Raw genomic sequence first — 17,322 nt, 5'->3', positions numbered from 1 at the left:
CCTTGGGCAGGCCGAATGGACACCGCCGCGTCAGTAAAAGACGACGACAGTCAGGCAATTGATCGGGATAGAGCGCGCCGCCGGCGCGAGATGGCCCGTTCGGCCGGAAATGTCCGCAGCCGCCTCGGCACGTCTGACCGGCAGCACTCAACCTTTGAGCTGGAACGCCAGCATCTCTTCGCCGACACGCGGATCAACGCGGCTTTTGCGGTTCCCCTTCTGGTGCTTATCGTCACCGCGATCTCGGTAATCTGGCTGAACCCGTTCTTTCTCGGCGCCTGGCTGATTGTTACGCTTTGCACGCATCTCTTGATGGTCGTCACGTGCCACTCCTATGAGCGCGCACCGTCGGACCAAAAAGCCCGGATCTATTGGCGCCGCCGCTTCACCCTCGGAGACCTTCTCTATGGATGCTCCTGGGCAGTATTTTTTCTTCTTCCGCGATCGGACAATGCGGGCGACGGGTTTGTGATCTTTCACTTTGCGACGCTCTTGATCGTGGTCGCAATGAACACCATGCAATCGGCAACGTTGCCGCGGTGCTTGTTGGCGAGCACCTTGCCGATGACGCTCATCGTCACGGCGAGTTTTTTGCAACAGATCGACCCGATCCATTACACGCTGGCCGCCATGGCGATTGGCGCACAGGGCTTCTTCTTCATTCTCGGCAATCAGCTCTTGAAGAACGCCAACACCATGCTGGAATACCGCGCGGAAAAGGACCATCTGATTGCCGAATTGGAAACGGCCAACGCCATGTCGGACGAAGCACGCCGCCGCGCTGAAGCTGCAAACGTTGCAAAATCGCGGTTTCTTGCAACGATGAGCCACGAGCTGCGCACACCGCTCAACGCAATCCTTGGATTTTCCGAAATCATGAAGGATGAGGTGCTCGGTCCGATGAAGAACGACACTTACAAGAGCTACTCCGCAGATATTCATGGTTCTGGCCAGCATCTTCTGAACCTCATCAATGAGATCCTTGATCTTTCACGGATTGAAGCAGGCCGCCACGAACTGCAGGAAGAATCGCTCTATTTGGAAGAGGTTGTCGATGAATGCGGGTCGATGATGACCGTGCGCGCCAACGCCAAGAACATCATGTTGCATCACACCCTCGAACCGGACATGCCCCGTGTTTGGGCCGATGAGCGTGCACTGCGACAGGTCGTCCTCAACCTGATTTCCAATGCTGTGAAGTTCACGCCGGTGGGCGGTGAAGTGCATATCAAGGTCGGCCGGACCAGCGACGATGGGCAATATGTTTCCATCACCGACACCGGCCCCGGTATTCCGGAAGACGAAATTCCGACAGTGCTGGAAGCTTTTGGCCAGGGGTCTCACGCCATCAAGAGCGCGGAACCCGGCACAGGGCTCGGACTGTCAATCGTTCAGGCACTCGTTGGAATGCATGACGGGAAATTCGTGATCAAATCCCAGCTGGGTGTCGGCACCGAGGCAATCATGTCCCTGCCCCGCGCCCGGGTGATGAACTATTCACCGGACGTCGTTTGGGCAGACACGGAAAGCACCGACTTCGACCTTGAGAACGCACGCAGCGCATAAGGTCGTGAGAAGAGTTTCGTCACTCAGACTTTTCTGAAACGCCGGCATCAGCGAACGTTGCCATTCCAGAATGCACCTCGGCCGCGGTCTTGATGATCCCGGCCGCCAACGCTGCTCCGCTGCCTTCACCGAGACGCATGCCGAAGTCGAACAGTGCATCTTTGCCCATGTGCGACAGCGCCTTGGCGTGAGCGTGCTCGGCCGAGACATGCGCAAACAGGCAATGATCCAGCCCTTCCGGATCCATTGCGTAAACGACAGCCGCAGCCGCCGTTGCCACAAAACCATCGACCACCACGGGAACGCGTTGAAGCCGCGCTGCGATTATCAGTCCGGCCATCGCTGCGATTTCGCGTCCGCCAACCTTGCGAAGCACTTCCAGCGGGTCTTTTTCGCCGTTCAGCCGGTTCACTGCCTTTTCAACGGCGTCACGTTTGCGCGCCAAACCTTCGTCGTCCACGCCGGTGCCACGGCCAATCCAGTCGGCGGCCGATCCGCCAAACAGGCCATTCAGGACAGCAGCAGAAACCGTCGTGTTGCCAATGCCCATTTCACCGAGACAGATGAGATCGATACCGCCCGCCAGCGCTTCCATGCCGTAAGCCATGGTGGCCGCACAATTGGCTTCATCCAGCGCATCTTCCTGGGTGATGCTCGGTGTGGGCATATCGACAGCAAGATCAAACACCTTGAGGCCAATGTCGTTGACCCGGCAGATCTGGTTGATGGCAGCTCCGCCAGCTGCGAAGTTTTCGACCATTTGACGGTTCACGGCGCTTGGAAATGCCGACACGCCTTCGTCCGCAACGCCATGTGCCGTTGCAAAGATCCCCACCATCGGACGGGTGATTTTCGGCGGGGCCTTGCCGGACCAGGCAGCAAGCCATTCCGCGATCTCTTCCAAACGGCCCAAAGACCCGGCAGGCTTGGTGAGTTGTGCATCCCGAGCCTTCACCTTCTGAAGCGCCTCTTCGTCCGGGCCGGGCATGGACTTGACCAGGTTGCGGATATCGTCGAAGGGCAGCGCGGTTTCGGACAGGGACATTGTGCTCACAGTTCCAATTGGTGGGCGGAAAGTTAGGCCGCCTCTTGGTCTCTTCGATAGGCCGTTCTATAACCGCCCCTTGATAAAACTCAAGCTCCGGACCGAACAGGATGCCGTCTGAAAACGACCAAAACACTGAAACTGCATCCGAAACAAAGCCTGAGTTTTCTTGGGACCAATCAACCGCGACGGTGTCATCTCTAGCGGTACTGTTCGCTGACATGGCGGCCTGCGTCCGATTCTTTTCGCGCATGCCTCTTGAGAAGATCAATGCGGCCGATGATCCGGCAGCGCTTCCCGAATTTGCCAGGATCTCGAGAGCTGCTCCGCTCGCGGGTGCATTTGTGGCCCTTCCGGCTGCCGGCCTGCTTCTGGTGCTTGGAGCAACCAGCCTCTCCCCACTCGTTGTTGCAGTGATGGCCGCAGCCGTCCTTACGATCGTGACCGGCGCTTTGCACGAAGACGGCCTGAGCGATGTGGCCGACGGTTTTTTCGGGGGCGCTACGGTCCCCCGGCGACTGGACATCATGAAAGACAGCCGCATCGGCGCATTTGGCGCAATCGCACTGGTCTTTGCCATTGTTCTGAAGGTTGCTTTGATCGCAGCTTTGCTGGATAGTTTCGGAGCAGCGGACACGGCCCTGCTCATTGTGACTGTTGAAGCCTTCAGCCGGTTTCTGATGGTGTGGCAATGGCACCGGTTGCCGCTGGCCCGGCCCGATGGGCTTGGGGCCCGGTTCGGCAAACCGTCAGATGCTGCTCTACGCGAATGTGTTCTGGTAATGCTGGTGCTTTTGCTCCCAGCCCTTTTTGCTTTGCCGCTGCAAGCCGTCGGAATCGGCATTGTGGTCGGCGTCACTGCGGCCCTGAGTGTGGCACAGGTGGCACTGTCCAAGATCAATGGAACAACCGGAGATGTCCTAGGGGCAATTCAGCAAATCAGCGGACTTGGATTCCTGACCGGAGTGCTTATGGTGGCCGTGTAACCAGCCGGTGATCCGGACCGAGCAAGAGGCATGGCCGTTGATGTTGAGTATTTCAGTTCCCTCGCCGGCGAGACTGGCCATGTCCGCGCTGCTCATCGCCTTGTTGCTCAGCGCCTGCGGCAGCCGGCCAACGACAGGCACTCTTGCAATCAATACAGAACCGGCCGCTGGTGCTCAGGATCACGACGTCCTCATCGTAACAACGCGCCAAAAAGACCCAACTCCAAATACTTTTTTCAATGGCGAGCGCTCTCCAACAATCAACTATGCGGAAGCGACGATCTCCGTCCCCCCAACCCACAAGGCAGGTGCGGTCGAATGGCCACGTGAGCTTCCCGGAAACCCCAAAACGGACTTCGTGGCCCGCAAGGCCGGGTATATCGAGGACGAACAGGCATTCTTGAGGCAATTGAACCAGCAGCTCTCTGCGCGCCCCAAGGGCAAACGGGACGTGATGCTGTTCATTCACGGTTATAACACGTTGTTTGCTGAAGGCCTCTACCGGTTTACGCAATTCGTCCATGATTCCCAGGCGCCGGTCGTCCCTGTGTTGTTCACCTGGGCCTCGCGTGGACAGCTGCAAGGGTATGTCTACGACCTGAACAGTGCCGCGCTCGCACGCGACAGTCTGGAGCAAACCTTCCGTCTGCTTGCGAAAAGCAAGGCGGACAGCATTTCAATCCTGGCGCACTCTATGGGCAATTATTTGCTGCTGGAGACCGCACGCCAAATGCCTCTAGCGGAACGCCGCCAATTCGATAGAAAGATTAACAGCGTTGTTCTGGCGGCTCCGGACATTGATATTGATCTCTTCAAATCCAGCCTTCGAAAACTCGGGAAGCCACCGAAACCTTACATCATCGTCGTTTCCAGAGACGACAAGGCCCTTCGCCTGTCCCGGGCCATAGCGGGCGGGGTTGAGCGGGTCGGCGCCTACTCAGATGACGAAGAACTGGCGGAGCTCGGGGCGATCGTCTTTGACGTGACCGAACTCGACGCCGGCGAAACCTCCAGCCACAGCAAGTTTGCAGCCTTGGCCGAGTACTCCCCCGGCTTGCGGGACGCCCTTCTGAAAAGTGGCCTGACCGATCAAAACAGTGTTACCGGACCTAAAACACTCGGCGATGACCTCGGCAGTTTTGTCGGGAACACAACCCAAGCAGCGGTTACTCTACCGATCAAGATCATAGCTGCACCGTTCACATTGGCGACTGGCGGATCAAGGCAATAATATTTGTGAAATCCTTGAAAGAAGCATTGGCAGCAACACCTTCAAACGCCATATGGAAACCATGAAGTCACCTTGCATCAAAATCTGTCAGATCGACCAGGTCAGCCGCCTTTGCACCGGATGTTTCCGCACGCTTGATGAAATCGCGTCCTGGAGCAGTTTCGACGATACGCAGCGCCAGGCGATCATGAACAGCCTGGATACCCGGCGCATGCGTTTTTCTGCCGGAGAAGCGGCGCTTACGTGAGCGGGCGCGGGCAATACCGGGGCTTTGCAATTGTCATCCTGATTACTGTGATGGCGGCTGCTGCCTTCTATCTGTTCTTCGGCGATCCGACGGACCCGGAAAACCTAAACTTCGACGACACCGGACCGCGGGTTGTCGCTCTCTCCACTCTCGCCTTTGTCTTCCTGGCAAGTTTCATCTTTGGACAGCCGAAAGTGCGCGATATCATTCAAGGAACGCTCTTCTGGGGCGGTTTGTGTGCCTTGCTTGTGGTCGGCTATACCTACCGAACCGACTTGGTTCAGGCAGGGTACCGGGTCCTAGGGTCTTTGGCTCCGGGAATGGCGGTCACCCAGGCTGACGGCTCGATCTTGATCGTGCGGGATGCTGGCGGGCATTTCGTGGTCGACGGACGCGCCAATGGCAGGAAAACAAGCTTTCTGCTCGACACAGGTGCCAGCGCCGTAGTCCTCACCTATCAAGATGCGGCCAGGGCCGGAATTCCGGAACGCGATCTGTCGTTCACCGTGCCTGTTGCAACAGCCAACGGGCGGACACTTGTTGCCCCGAGCCGGATCGACAATTTGACGATCGGCGATCACACCTTGCGCAATGTCCGGGCGTTTGTCGCGCGGGACGGCTCACTCGGTCAAAGCCTGCTCGGCATGACCGCGCTCGACCGCCTCAGAAGCTGGCGGATTGAGGGCGACCGGCTGATCATGAATCCATAGAAGATAGCCAAGGGTTACTCGGCTGCATCCACTTCGAAATACGCCGGACTAACGGCGTCGAGTGCCTTTTCAACCACTTCCAGTCCGGCGCCGGGCTTGATGGCTTCCACGGTCAGAATCCGGCGCCAGGACCGCGCACCTGGCCGACCATGGAACAATCCGAGCATATGCCGGGTCATGTGCGCCAGTTTCACACCTTGGGAGAGCTGATCTTCCAGATAGGTCATATGACCGCGCACCGCATCCCATGGCGAGATGGTCTCGGTTTCTGCGCCATAAAGACGGGCGTCGACTTCGCCCAAGATTTCCGGTGAATGATACGCGGCCCGGCCATACATCAGGCCATCCAGCGGTTTGAGATAAGGCTCGCCCTGTTCAAGGGTATCGAGACCTCCGTTCAACCCGATGAACTTGTCCGGAAGGCGCTGTTTCAAACGCACCACCCGGTCGTAATCGAGCGGTGGAACATCCCGGTTTTCTTTCGGGCTCAAGCCTTGAAGCCAGGCTTTCCGGGCATGAACCCAAAGCGCGTCGGATCCAGCGGCGAAGGTCAAATCGGCAACGGCATCGAGCGCGGGCTCTGGGTCCTGATCATCAACGCCAATCCGGCATTTGACGGTGACGGGAATGGCGACAGCCGCCTTCATCGCAGAAACACAGTCTGCAACCAGTTGCGGCTCTTCCATCAAACACGCACCGAACCGTCCTGACTGAACCCGGTCCGACGGACAGCCGACATTGATGTTGACCTCGTCATAGCCGAAGCCTTCCACGATCTGTGCCGCTTCAGCCATTGCCTGCGGATCAGACCCGCCAAGCTGGCACGCAACCGGATGCTCCAGATCGGAAAATCCCAAAATATGCTCCCGGTCACCATGAATCACAGCGCCGGTTGTGACCATCTCGGTGTACAGCAGCGCGTGCGCCGACAAATGCCGGTGGAATGCGCGGCAATGGCGGTCAGTCCACTCCATCATCGGTGCAACCGCAAATCGCACATTTGGAAATTGCACTCTTTCGGTGTTTTTTACATCTGATTTCAGTGACTTATAAAGTTCTCTGCTCATGGGAAATACAGGAGTTGTAGTACGATTCTCTAAGTGTTTTTGATGGAAGCACGACTAAGTCGTACTGCAATTTCAGCAGGCGTACTGGAGATCTCCCATGGGCACTATTGTGAAGAGATATCTCAGCGACGGTCGCGTCCGCTATTCAGCGCAGATCCTTATAAAGCGCGACGGAGCAATCGTCTATCGAGAGTCAAAGACTTTTGAAAAAATTACCTTGGCGTCAGAGTGGCTAAGTCGAAGGGAGTGTGAAGTGAATTCTCCCTATTTCAATTTCACTAAGGACCCAAACGTTACACTAGGCGATGCAATAAGAAAATTTATTGAAGCCGCAGACGGCAACATTGGACGAAGCCAGCTGCAAGTTCTGAAAACTATCGAAACCAATGAGATATCTTATGAAAAATGCAAAGATATTTCATCTGCTAGATTGGTAAGCTTTTTCAGGTCGTTGGGTGCAAAATGCCAACCTCAAACAGTAGCAACTTATGCTTCCTGTCTATCAACGGTGTTTTCAATAGCAAAGCCCGCCTGGGATATACCGTTGGATCTGCAGGAAATACGAAACGCGACCGCTGCGGCAAGACGGCTCAAGATAATCGGTAAGGATGCTCCGCGAGCAAGAAGACCAACTCTGGACGAACTTAATAGGCTTCTGGGATACTTCGAAGAAACAAAACGTCGGTATCCAGAATCCGCAGACATGCCTAGGATTATTTTGTTCGCAATATTTTCAGCGCGCCGGCAAGGTGAAATCACATCACTTCGCCGTCTAGACTTTGATGGAAACAGAATTCTAGTTAGAGATATGAAAGATCCGGTAAGAGGCAAGGGAAACGATCTTTGGTGCAATTTACCTGATCGAGCACTGCGCCTATTAAGCAGCACGCCCAACAAGGGCCCGCTATTCTTTCCATACAAAAGCAGAACAATCAGCACACAATTCAGCAGAGCCTGCAAAGTATTGGATATTAGTGATCTGCGTTTTCATGACCTTCGACATGAGGGCGCTTCATGGCTTGCAGAGCTAGGTTGGACTATTCCTCAAATAGCAAGCGTAACCGGGCATAGAGGCTGGCAGGGACTCATGAGATATAGCCATTTTCGGCAGTTTGGGGATAGATACCAAGATTGGCATTGGGCCAAAAAGTACTGTGAATAGGCGATGGTTTCATAAACGCGTTGCTAAAGACGGATCGCTGCGAGGTTCATGAAGGTAATAAAGTTGGCGGCCCGCTTCAGCAATGCGCATTCCGTTAACTGCGCCGTTCACCACCATTGTTGCTGCTAGGAATGGGGCTAGCCCACCTGATACGATATGATGTGCTTTTGCTTATTTCGACCGCTCGCTGAAAGGTTGCACTCATCGCCCCCTTCCAGTGATCATCAGCGTCTGGCTCAAATTCTATCGAGACCGACAAACCGTTCCCGTAGTCATGATAGCGCAATCTCACTATTAACTCTTTTGGGATGAGATAAGTAAAACCTTTATCAGTTTGCGCTGAGTAGACAGGTATGTCGTTCATTGTGAACAGGTAGGCATCTAGACCTTTTTCATCTCGTGAAACGACTAAGTTTGAAGGTTTGGGTATGCCGTTTTTTCGATGAGGCCAACGCCAATCATCCAACCAGGCAGGAGCGTCAAATTCATTAATTATCAAGATTGGGGTCAGGCCAGCGTCTTTCATTTTAGCACTGCCCGCTAGTAACGCTTGCCAGAACTCTTCTGGTGTTAGCCCTTCCAAGTTGTGGAAGTTCGTCGTTTTAATTACATCGTGCCACACAACCTCGGCGACTTTTTTTGACATGATATTTTGCCACCATTCAGTCTCATTCGTGACTGGCTGCGACATCGGTGGCGTCGTATAATCTCCCTTGCTGACGCCAGTTAGGCGGAACCTAAAGCTATTCAATTCATCAGTAGTCGCCGTGATATTTTCGCAGAGATGAAGCGGAAATGCGGAATGGATAAAAGCTTCTGAGCTCGCGGCAGTAGCGATTTTGTCCAATCGGTTAGGATCAATCTCAGCTTCAAGAATAGCTACTTCACGATGTCTCTCAGTTTCAGAAAGTGCTAGTTCAACAAAGCCCTTCGCCAATGCGCGTCTATGCTCGAAGAGATGTTCTTCTATCGATTGTGATAGAGTTGCTAACAGTGGCTCGTGGCGCTCAGGGTCAAGCCGTTCAAACACCGCTATTAGGCTTTTCAGAAATCGCTCTTGTCGCCGCAACGCCTCATCGTTAGCCCGAGTGAGGAGACGACGCAGTTCACTGTTAATAGCGGCCTCTCCGGACATAGTTGCCATTATCATGATAGCTAGGGCGCCCGTAAGGGTTTCAAATGATAGACCTCCGCTGCTGCTGTAGCTCCGCATTGAAACCATGGGAGGGTCTTCAAAACCGCCTAACGCCTCCAACAGATGGTCGATTTGCCCCGCATAACTAGTATCGGCAAACCTCTCTCCAGAGCCAGAGATACGCAAAGCTGACGTTAAGATATCAATGCCAGAAAGCGCTGTCACACCGTGACCAGCATCACCCCTATCGTGATATTTTCCGTGCAACAGCATTTGTGCCGCCTGCTTAGCGGTTGCAGCTGCATCTTTATTCATTGCCCAGTGAGTGCAAACACCAGCAGCAACCACAACATGATCGTACCATGCGTTGCTCATGATTGAGCCAAATACTTCGGACGGGGTGAGTTCATCTTCGAACTCAGAAAGAGACAATTCCTGTATTGAGTTCCAGTCGTGCTCCAAGTCGCCGAGCGTAAGTGCTTCTGATTTTACTTTCCAAGCGTAACCTCGTGCGTCCAATGCGCTGTCGAGTTGGCTTCGCCATTTTAGAATCAAGTCGCACATCCAACTCGTAGCTAATGTGTCGCCCAACCAAACAGCACGAGCCATTGTTAGAGTTGTCGTATTCAAGTGTTCCGCGATGTTTTCCGAATTGCGCTTGAGATTATTCCAAGAACGCAATCTACGTTCACTGCGCACGGGCGTTGAGATGATATTCTGAAGCAAACGTTCCCAACCCGCGACAAGGTCGCGCCACGCTCCAGCATAAGGCTGCTCAAGGCGAGAAAGTGTAAAGGCGCCTTTTGTGCTAGCTTTGGAGTTGCTTTCAACCGTGTATTCCGCAATTGCCCAGTCCATCAATCGGTAAGCGACAAGTCGAGCCAGTGACAAGACTGGCTGAACGGCTTTGGGAGTTACGACGCCTGATACGCGTCCATAGATATTCGCTGCGAGAAATGTGATTTGGCTTGTGTACTCAGGTTCGTGAGCGAGGCGTTCAATCGCCCGACGAATAAGATCTCGGTAAGCTCTCATCCACTCATCGCCAAGTGACAAGTGGGATAGAGTCAGACTGGACTCAAACTGTGCATAGTTGATATCTTCATCCTGAAGCTGGGCAAGCCGATAAAGAAATGCATGGAATTCTATCACTTCGGAAAGTTGATCAGAAAATTCGTGGACTTGACGCGTGTCGATCAGAACGATGAGGTCGGCAAGCATCTCGCGCAGTATTGAAGTGGTTTCGCGAATAACACCATCTACATCGGGCGCTTTTTCAAACTTGAATGCCGTTCGCACACCCCAACGTGCTACTCGCGTCAAAGGAAGCGTGGTGCGGATGAGAGCGTGTTCGCCGAAGTAATCGCAACCCGGAATTATTGGAATGACAAAGTCATGCGTCTGCCCATTGTCTAACGCCCGTGCTTCTTCCAGCCACGTCTGCACAATGGGTTGAATTACGCCAAAACGCACATCCGTCAAGCGCATTTTTCTGTGAAAGTCACGACTGACAAGTATTTCGCCGCCATCCCACAATGGAGTATACCACGTTCGCACCCTATCATTCCTGGAAAATGGATCACTATCGTCACCTTTTGGAAGGTAGCCATACCGTTCAGCATTGACCCAACGGTTCAAAGTCACAATGTCCGAGAGTTCGCGTGGCCAGACTATGTTGGATACATAGGAACGCATAATTGAAGCACGCCTGGTCGGATGCAGAAATGCGATAGTATGCAGTACAAAGTACGCGAGTGCGGATGCGTTGATTGAGAACCAGCTGATATTGAGGAGCGTGACGAAAGCTTCTGAACGCCCCAACTTCGACACGAAGGAGAGCTGCAACACGATGGCGACGCATAGTAAAAGGGAACTCACTCCTACAAAAATTGCCGTCGATGATTCAATATACACCGTAAGGCGCGAGGCAAATGAAGCGCGCCCCTGATTGAGCAATCCAACGAAGGCAATCACGAGCGGAAACACCAAGCCCACTAGTGTTCCTTGTACCGAAAGTATTCCAATATTGATGGTCCAAAAGTCCTGCACGTTGAGGTGCTCGTTGGATCCTGTGAGGAAATCCGGGACCCAACCCATCCATTCCAAAATGAATGGTAAGGCGTACACTGTGGCGACACATGCCGTTAACAAAGCAGGGTGGCTAATAGCCCATATTGTGAAACGTTTTGGGGTAGGATAATGATTGAAACAAAATTCTGAGTTGCCCTGTAAATGCCGCCCAACAATTTTCCGTACAATACTTACAAGTCCGGGCTGAAATTGACCTCGAATTACCTGTGCTAGCAAACGTGCTTGTTGCCAAACCGTAGATGATTGACTGCGCACTCGAGTCCAAATGTTGGCGAACGTTCTGCGGATCCCGATAGGCTTCAAAGTTTTCTCCCCACAGATAGACGCTGCAAACAACAAAGGTGCAATCTATGGCGGTTGCGCGCTTTGCGCTAGTAAAGGAGTTCGTGAATTGCGGAATTTTGCTTGAAAGCGATTTGTATCAAAAGGACCGGTGAAAAACCTGGTTACAGAAATTCGAGGCAATAGAGCATTTGTCGATGCCTGCTACCAGAAATCGTTCATGATTATCTCAGTGGCCGCATAAGAACACATATCCGCCATTTCTATATTGTGTAGCGGACTTTCGTTTCCCGCCCTTCGCGACAGATGCTGCAACAACCAGAAATGGAAATTTTGGGGCTCAGAGTAGACCTTTACTGCAAAACTAACCGATTACGGATATGTCGGTGTGCCGATAATGTCATATCTACATCTTAAGTCTGGGCTACCGCCAGAACCGAACAATACCATTTATGAGTACACGGCCCAGTCAATTTACTTAGCTATTTGAAGGACTGGTTACTTGTTGTCTAAGGCTTGTAAGCGCTGACGTACCCAACTGAGCACTCCGCGTGTGCAGCATGTTTCGAACTGAACGCTCCAAATCCGGCGAGGCGGAAAGGACAAACCAGAGTAGTCTCACAGCTCTGCTCACCCGCCTCAGGTCCGCGTGAAGGTAATGCGTATAGACATAAACTTATTCAGGAAAATCGGCTCTAACACCTGCTACGACTAAGTTGACGACTGAATCGGTACGCCAAAACGGTACGCCAGAATAAAATTTACCAGTTTTTTCAGAGCCTTATTTTTGAATCATCCAATCCATCATCGGTGCCACGGCGAAACGCGGCTGATGGGCGGTGTAAAGGCGATCACGGGTTGTCATGGCGCCTCCATATCACTTGGCCGCCTGGAACGCAAAATAGCGAATTCTGCCGATCTCTTGCCCAAACAGGAGCCTGGCCCGGACAGCCTTCGGCCGCTGCGCCCATCCTTGGGCGGCAGGATGAATAGCCGTTGCGGGTGACACCCGATCAATCGATCAAAAATTTCAATTTTTCCAATATGATAGTGCGATTTTGATCATCTAAACATAACGCGTTGTCTGCTACATACGGCTTGCCGTTGACAAGCTTCAGTGATTTATTGGCGCTCTTTTTTAGGAGTATTTCATGAGTTCGGCAGCCTATAAACCGCGGTCCAATGCTAGGGCCGGTATCATCCTGATATGCGCCGGGGTCATTTGTCTTTGCATCAGCGACGCGATTGCCAAGGCCTTGTCTGCCAATTACCCGGTCCTGCAGATCCTCTTCCTGAGGAACCTGATCGCACTGCCGATTGTTGTGGCCATGATTTGGAAGCTGGCGGGTCCTTCCGCTCTAAAGTCACATAAACCGATCGCTCATCTGGTCCGCGGCGGTGTCTGGGTGCTGGCAGCCATGACGTTTTTCACCAGCTTCCGATATCTGGGTCTGGCCGAAGCGACGACCCTCGTTTTCATCGCGCCCATTTTCATCACGGCGATCTCGGCCCTGTTTTTGAACGAGCAAGTCGGCTGGCGCCGTTGGTCCGCCGTGATGGTCGGGTTTATCGGTGTCTTGGTGGTCGTCCGGCCAGGTGCAAGCGCTTTTCAGCCGGCCCTTCTTCTGCCGCTTGCAACGGCTTTCCTCTATGCCGTCTTGATGCTGAGCGCACGGCTGGTCGATGAGCGCGAAAGCGTCTGGACCTTGATGCTCTACCTGGTAGGGTCCGGCGGTCTGATCACTGCGATAACGATGCCGTTCTTGTGGGTGCCACCACAGGCAGAAGATGCGCTTCTGTTTCTCGGAATTGCCGCTTTCGGGACGGCAGGTGTGACCATGCTCACCCAGGCCTTTCGCGTTGCCCCCGCGTCCACGATCGCACCGTTTGAATACACGTCGTTACTATGGGCAACCTTGCTTGGCTGGATCTTTTGGCGCGAGATCCCGGATACTTGGACCTATGTCGGCGCGGCGATCATCATCGCCAGCGGGATTTTCATCGTGCTGCGCGAAACAAAACGAAATCCTGATTGCGAAGCCTAAGACTTCATACCCCGAACGCGCAATAAGATCCCAAACCACTGCTCGCCGCGTCGTGGTTGGCATTGACCTGGGTCAACCCGGCAACCCTGAAGTACGGCTATCTTGTATGCGACTTTTTAGCTGGCTCAGTAAAATTCCAAAGCCAGAAAGCAAGATGTGGGCGGACGTCGGCTGACCAAGTCACCTTGGTGTTCCTTGTCAGCGTTTTCCTAAAGCACCGAATGGCACTCATTCAGGCGGAAGCGAGATGAAACCAAAGGACTTTATGAAAATCGAACGCGCTGCCAGCCTGAGCCGGTCCGAAGTCGGACGGCTGGGAACGGCGGTGCTGTTCATTGTTGCGGTCATGATCTTCACGGGAACCAAGTTTTCCGGCGTTGATCAGCTCTATCTTCTGGTCGCCGCGGCCGTCATTGGGGCCTACATGGCCATCAACATCGGAGCGAACGACGTTGCCAACAATGTCGGGCCAGCGGTCGGATCCTTCGCGATTAGTCTGACCGGTGCGATAATCATTGCTGCCATTTTCGAGGCGGCCGGCGCAATTATCGCTGGCGGCGACGTCGTGGCGACCATCAAGAAAGGCATTATTGACCCTGCAAACGTCGCGGACCCGGATGTTTTTGTCTGGGTCATGATGGGCGCGCTGATGGGGGCCGCCCTTTGGCTCAACGCAGCGACCTGGTTGGGGGCACCGGTCTCCACCACGCATTCCATTGTTGGCGGTGTTGCCGGAGCCGGGATCGCGGCTGCCGGTTGGGACATTGTCAACTGGGACTCAATGGCAAAGATCGCCTTCAGTTGGGTGGCCTCACCAGTGACAGGCGGGTTGATTGCCGCGCTGTTCCTTTATTCCCTGAAACGCCTGGTCTTCTTCAAGGACGACCCACTATCAGCAGCTCAAAAAGTCGTTCCGGCCATGATCGCCATCATGGCTTGGGCCTTTACCAGCTATATCGCCCTGAAGGGCATCAAGAAAATCGTCAAAATCGACTTCCCGACCGCAATCATGGCGGGGCTTGTCGTCGCTCTCCTTGCATACATCCTGGTGAAACCGATGATTGCCAGAGCTGTCCCGGCACTGGAAAACACCCGGGAGGGTGTGAGCCGGTTGTTCACAATACCCTTGATCCTGTCTGCTGCTCTTTTGAGTTTCGCCCATGGAGCCAATGACGTTGCGAACGCGGTTGGACCGCTCGCCGGAATTGTGGATGTTCTGACCGCGGGTGATGGCGGTGCCAAAGTCGCCATTCCGCTTTGGGTTATGGTCATCGGCGCCCTGGGTATTTCCATAGGCCTTGCCCTCTTTGGTCCCAAACTGATCCGAACCGTTGGCACCGAGATCACGGAGCTGGACAGGTCCCGCGCCTTCTGTGTGGCTTTGGCCGCAGCAATCACGGTGATTATCGCCAGTCAACTGGGAATGCCGATCAGCTCCACTCACGTTGCGCTGGGAGCCGTGTTTGGGGTCGGGTTTTTAAGGGAGTTCCTGGAACAGCGGCTCGGGCGGGTCATTGAGGATGTCATGCAACATCACAAAGATGACCCGAATTTCGATCAGGTCGAGCAAGTCCTGATGCAATTTCAGAATGCGCCGAGCGACGACAAAAAACGGATCCTTGCACAACTGCGGAAGATGGGGTCTGAGGCTGTTATCGATGCCGCAGAGCGCAAGGTCTTGCAAAAGGCCCTGAAACGCCAGCTGGTGAAGCGGAGCGCCCTGCTGAAGATCGTTTCCGCCTGGATCATCACGGTTCCAGTCTCGGCGTTTCTCGCAGCATTGTTCTATTTTGTGCTGCGTGGGATGATGCTCCCCTAGGACACATTCCGCCATGATGAAGAAACTGACCCTTCCGGCGATATTGCTGGCTCTTAGCCTGGCGTTTTACGCGAGTTCGGACTTTCAGGAAATTGCGGCAGGTGTCGCGATTTTCATGTTCGGAATGCTGATGCTGGAAGACGGGTTCCGGCTGTTCAGCGGCGGGTTCCTTGAGAAGGCCCTTGCACGAGCCACAGGCTCTGTTCCCAAAGCGCTTGGTTTTGGAATAGTCACAACGACAATCATGCAATCCAGCTCTCTGGTTTCCGTGATCACCATCTCCTTCCTGAGCGCCGGATTGATTACACTGATCGCAGGCATCGGAATCATCTTTGGCGCAAACATTGGGACAACGACCGGAGCGTGGCTGGTTGCAGGTTTCGGCCTCAAGGTCAAAATATCAGCCTTCGCTCTGCCAATGCTGGCCATCGCCATTATCCTGGTCTTCCAAAGCAACAAGTATATTCGTGGCGCGGGATTTGTTCTTGCCGGTCTTGGATTTCTGTTTCTGGGGATCCATCACATGAAGGTTGGATTTGAATCCTTCAAGGAACAATTCGACCTCACCCGTTTTGCACTGACCGGTGTCCTGGGCTTGATAACCTATACGGCGATCGGAGCTGCGGCCACGGTTGTCATGCAATCAAGCCATGCCACCATGGTGCTGATTATTACCGCCCTTGCCGCCGGGCAGATTACCTACGAGAACGCGCTGGCTCTGGCGATCGGAGCCAACGTTGGCACCACGATTACGGCAATCATTGGCTCGTTGACCTCAAACTATCAGGGCAAACGGCTGGCCCTTGCGCATGTTATCTTCAATCTGGTGACTGCCGGAATAGCATTGACCTTTATCGGCACTATTCGGGACAGCGTCGATTACGTAAGCGCGCATGTCGGGATAGCTGATACCGACTACGCCCTGAAACTTGCCGTCTTCCATACGATTTTCAACGTGTTGGGCGTTGTTGTCATGCTGCCCCTGATACGTCCGCTCATCCGATTATTGGAACACGTCTTCGTAGCGCCCAGGGAAGACACCAGCCGCCCCAGATACCTGTCCAAGGCAGTGGATGAATTTCCGGCGACAATAAGAATTGCCATGCAACAAGAAGTGGCTCACCTCTACGACAACGCGGTCGAACTGATCGCGCATGGTCTCAATCTTCACCGGCATGAATTGTTTCAAACATCGGACATCGCAGCACTGGTGGACCAGAGCAAAACCCCCATGGAGTTCGATATCGATGAGCGATACGAACAACGTATCAAGGTGCTGTATTCGGAAATTGTTGAGTTTGCGACGCGCGTGGGCGCTCAGGACTTGCCGGCAGACGTTATGGAAGAGGTTTATCAACTGCGCGATGCAGCCGGTAGAATAGTCCGGACAGTCAAGGCGATAAAGCACCTCCGGCGGAACGCAACAAACTACACCGGGCATCATCAAGGTGTCATAACAAACCTTTATAATGATCTCAGGGTTCAGATTGCCCGCATTCTGGTCGAGATCCGTCAATTGGACATGGCTCAACCGGAAGAGCGGAGCAGCTTGTGGTTGGATATGGACCGTATCCTTGTACAAACCGACGAGCGGGATACATACGCGACTGTGGAAGAACTACTCCGGACAAGAAAAATCAGCGCAGCGGCAGCCACGTCATTCTTGAATGACTCAAATTACGCTTACAACGCAATGCGGGATTTATTGGGAGCGGCTCGGACACTTCACATGGAAACCGAAACAGCGATGGCGGAAGTCGAACGTATCCTCTCTCTTGATGAGGACGAAATACTTGACCGTTCCTCGGCCGGGGACGACACTTCCGCCCTACGACAAAATACCAATCCTGTTGCCGAAGGCCACACAACCATTCAAGACACGCGATCCCGGTGATTTCAAGATCTGCAGGGCGATCAGCAAAATGGATTCAGACCA

The 17,322-nt window shown here is 53.8% G+C and carries 12 protein-coding genes; 9 read left to right on the top strand and 3 right to left on the bottom strand.

Annotated elements, in window-relative coordinates:
• The first annotated feature begins 15 nt into the window (after positions 1–15).
• The gene (locus SADFL11_RS03875; protein ID WP_008194969.1) at positions 16–1,566 is read left to right on the top strand and encodes a sensor histidine kinase; all 1,551 of its coding nucleotides are present in this window, start codon (positions 16–18) and stop codon (positions 1,564–1,566) included.
• A 19-nt stretch (positions 1,567–1,585) separates the two neighbouring features.
• Here SADFL11_RS03875 and cobT read toward each other — a convergent pair whose 3' ends face one another.
• Positions 1,586–2,611, bottom strand: a complete 1,026-nt coding sequence (gene cobT, locus SADFL11_RS03870) for a nicotinate-nucleotide--dimethylbenzimidazole phosphoribosyltransferase (protein ID WP_008193290.1) — start codon at positions 2,609–2,611, stop codon at positions 1,586–1,588.
• 110 nt (positions 2,612–2,721) lie between these two features.
• On the opposite strand from cobT, the gene SADFL11_RS03865 reads away from it, so the two are divergent.
• The 4 genes from SADFL11_RS03865 (at position 2,722) to SADFL11_RS03850 (ending at position 5,785) form a co-directional block, all read left to right on the top strand.
• Complete coding sequence (locus SADFL11_RS03865; RefSeq protein WP_050775952.1) at positions 2,722–3,597, top strand: adenosylcobinamide-GDP ribazoletransferase; 876 nt, start codon at positions 2,722–2,724, stop codon at positions 3,595–3,597.
• Between the two features lie 79 nt (positions 3,598–3,676).
• Positions 3,677–4,828 carry an alpha/beta hydrolase gene (locus tag SADFL11_RS03860; RefSeq protein ID WP_008195083.1) on the top strand — a complete coding sequence of 384 codons (1,152 nt, stop codon included), beginning with the start codon at positions 3,677–3,679 and terminating at the stop codon, positions 4,826–4,828.
• Between the two features lie 61 nt (positions 4,829–4,889).
• Positions 4,890–5,075, top strand: a complete 186-nt coding sequence (locus tag SADFL11_RS03855; protein WP_208981257.1) for a DUF1289 domain-containing protein — start codon at positions 4,890–4,892, stop codon at positions 5,073–5,075.
• A complete protein-coding gene (locus SADFL11_RS03850; protein ID WP_008196150.1) occupies positions 5,072–5,785 on the top strand; it encodes a retropepsin-like aspartic protease family protein in 714 nt (237 codons plus the stop codon). The genes SADFL11_RS03855 and SADFL11_RS03850 overlap by 4 nt, the downstream gene beginning before the upstream one ends.
• Positions 5,786–5,799: 14 nt before the next feature.
• Here SADFL11_RS03850 and dusA read toward each other — a convergent pair whose 3' ends face one another.
• On the bottom strand, positions 5,800–6,852 hold the full coding sequence (gene dusA / locus SADFL11_RS03845; protein WP_040450678.1) for a tRNA dihydrouridine(20/20a) synthase DusA: 1,053 nt from the start codon (positions 6,850–6,852) through the stop codon (positions 5,800–5,802).
• Positions 6,853–6,949: 97 nt separating this feature from the next.
• Here dusA and SADFL11_RS03840 point away from each other — a divergent pair, with 97 nt between their 5' ends.
• Entirely contained in the window at positions 6,950–8,014 is a 1,065-nt protein-coding gene (locus SADFL11_RS03840) for a site-specific integrase (protein ID WP_008192601.1), read from the top strand.
• 94 nt (positions 8,015–8,108) lie between these two features.
• Here the strand turns inward: SADFL11_RS03840 and SADFL11_RS03835 are convergent, their stop codons facing one another.
• The gene (locus SADFL11_RS03835) at positions 8,109–11,543 is read right to left on the bottom strand and encodes a hypothetical protein (protein WP_134852894.1); all 3,435 of its coding nucleotides are present in this window, start codon (positions 11,541–11,543) and stop codon (positions 8,109–8,111) included.
• 1,130 nt (positions 11,544–12,673) lie between these two features.
• On the opposite strand from SADFL11_RS03835, the gene SADFL11_RS03830 reads away from it, so the two are divergent.
• From SADFL11_RS03830 to SADFL11_RS03820, 3 genes are all read left to right on the top strand, one after another.
• Complete coding sequence (locus SADFL11_RS03830) at positions 12,674–13,567, top strand: DMT family transporter (protein ID WP_008190924.1); 894 nt, start codon at positions 12,674–12,676, stop codon at positions 13,565–13,567.
• A 247-nt stretch (positions 13,568–13,814) separates the two neighbouring features.
• Positions 13,815–15,386: an inorganic phosphate transporter gene (locus SADFL11_RS03825; protein ID WP_008195223.1), complete on the top strand. Its 1,572-nt coding sequence runs from the start codon at positions 13,815–13,817 to the stop codon at positions 15,384–15,386.
• 13 nt (positions 15,387–15,399) lie between these two features.
• Positions 15,400–17,280: a Na/Pi cotransporter family protein gene (locus SADFL11_RS03820; protein WP_209002723.1), complete on the top strand. Its 1,881-nt coding sequence runs from the start codon at positions 15,400–15,402 to the stop codon at positions 17,278–17,280.
• The last annotated feature ends 42 nt before the right edge of the window (positions 17,281–17,322 follow it).

Source organism: Roseibium alexandrii DFL-11 (assembly GCF_000158095.2).
Lineage (GTDB): Bacteria > Pseudomonadota > Alphaproteobacteria > Rhizobiales > Stappiaceae > Roseibium > Roseibium alexandrii.
The sequence above is the reverse complement of the archived record's forward strand: the minus strand, read 5'-3'. Positions and strand labels throughout refer to the sequence as shown.

Bases quoted from the DNA above. Each gene is read 5' to 3' on its own strand.
- SADFL11_RS03875 (WP_008194969.1), top strand. From the start codon at position 16: ATGGACACCGCCGCGTCAGTAAAAGACGACGACAGTCAGGCAATTGAT.
- cobT (WP_008193290.1), bottom strand. From the start codon at position 2,611: ATGTCCCTGTCCGAAACCGCGCTGCCCTTCGACGATATCCGCAACCTG.
- SADFL11_RS03865 (WP_050775952.1), top strand. From the start codon at position 2,722: ATGCCGTCTGAAAACGACCAAAACACTGAAACTGCATCCGAAACAAAG.
- SADFL11_RS03860 (WP_008195083.1), top strand. From the start codon at position 3,677: ATGTCCGCGCTGCTCATCGCCTTGTTGCTCAGCGCCTGCGGCAGCCGG.
- SADFL11_RS03855 (WP_208981257.1), top strand. From the start codon at position 4,890: ATGAAGTCACCTTGCATCAAAATCTGTCAGATCGACCAGGTCAGCCGC.
- dusA (WP_040450678.1), bottom strand. From the start codon at position 6,852: ATGAGCAGAGAACTTTATAAGTCACTGAAATCAGATGTAAAAAACACC.
- SADFL11_RS03840 (WP_008192601.1), top strand. From the start codon at position 6,950: ATGGGCACTATTGTGAAGAGATATCTCAGCGACGGTCGCGTCCGCTAT.
- SADFL11_RS03830 (WP_008190924.1), top strand. From the start codon at position 12,674: ATGAGTTCGGCAGCCTATAAACCGCGGTCCAATGCTAGGGCCGGTATC.
- SADFL11_RS03825 (WP_008195223.1), top strand. From the start codon at position 13,815: ATGAAACCAAAGGACTTTATGAAAATCGAACGCGCTGCCAGCCTGAGC.
- SADFL11_RS03820 (WP_209002723.1), top strand. From the start codon at position 15,400: ATGATGAAGAAACTGACCCTTCCGGCGATATTGCTGGCTCTTAGCCTG.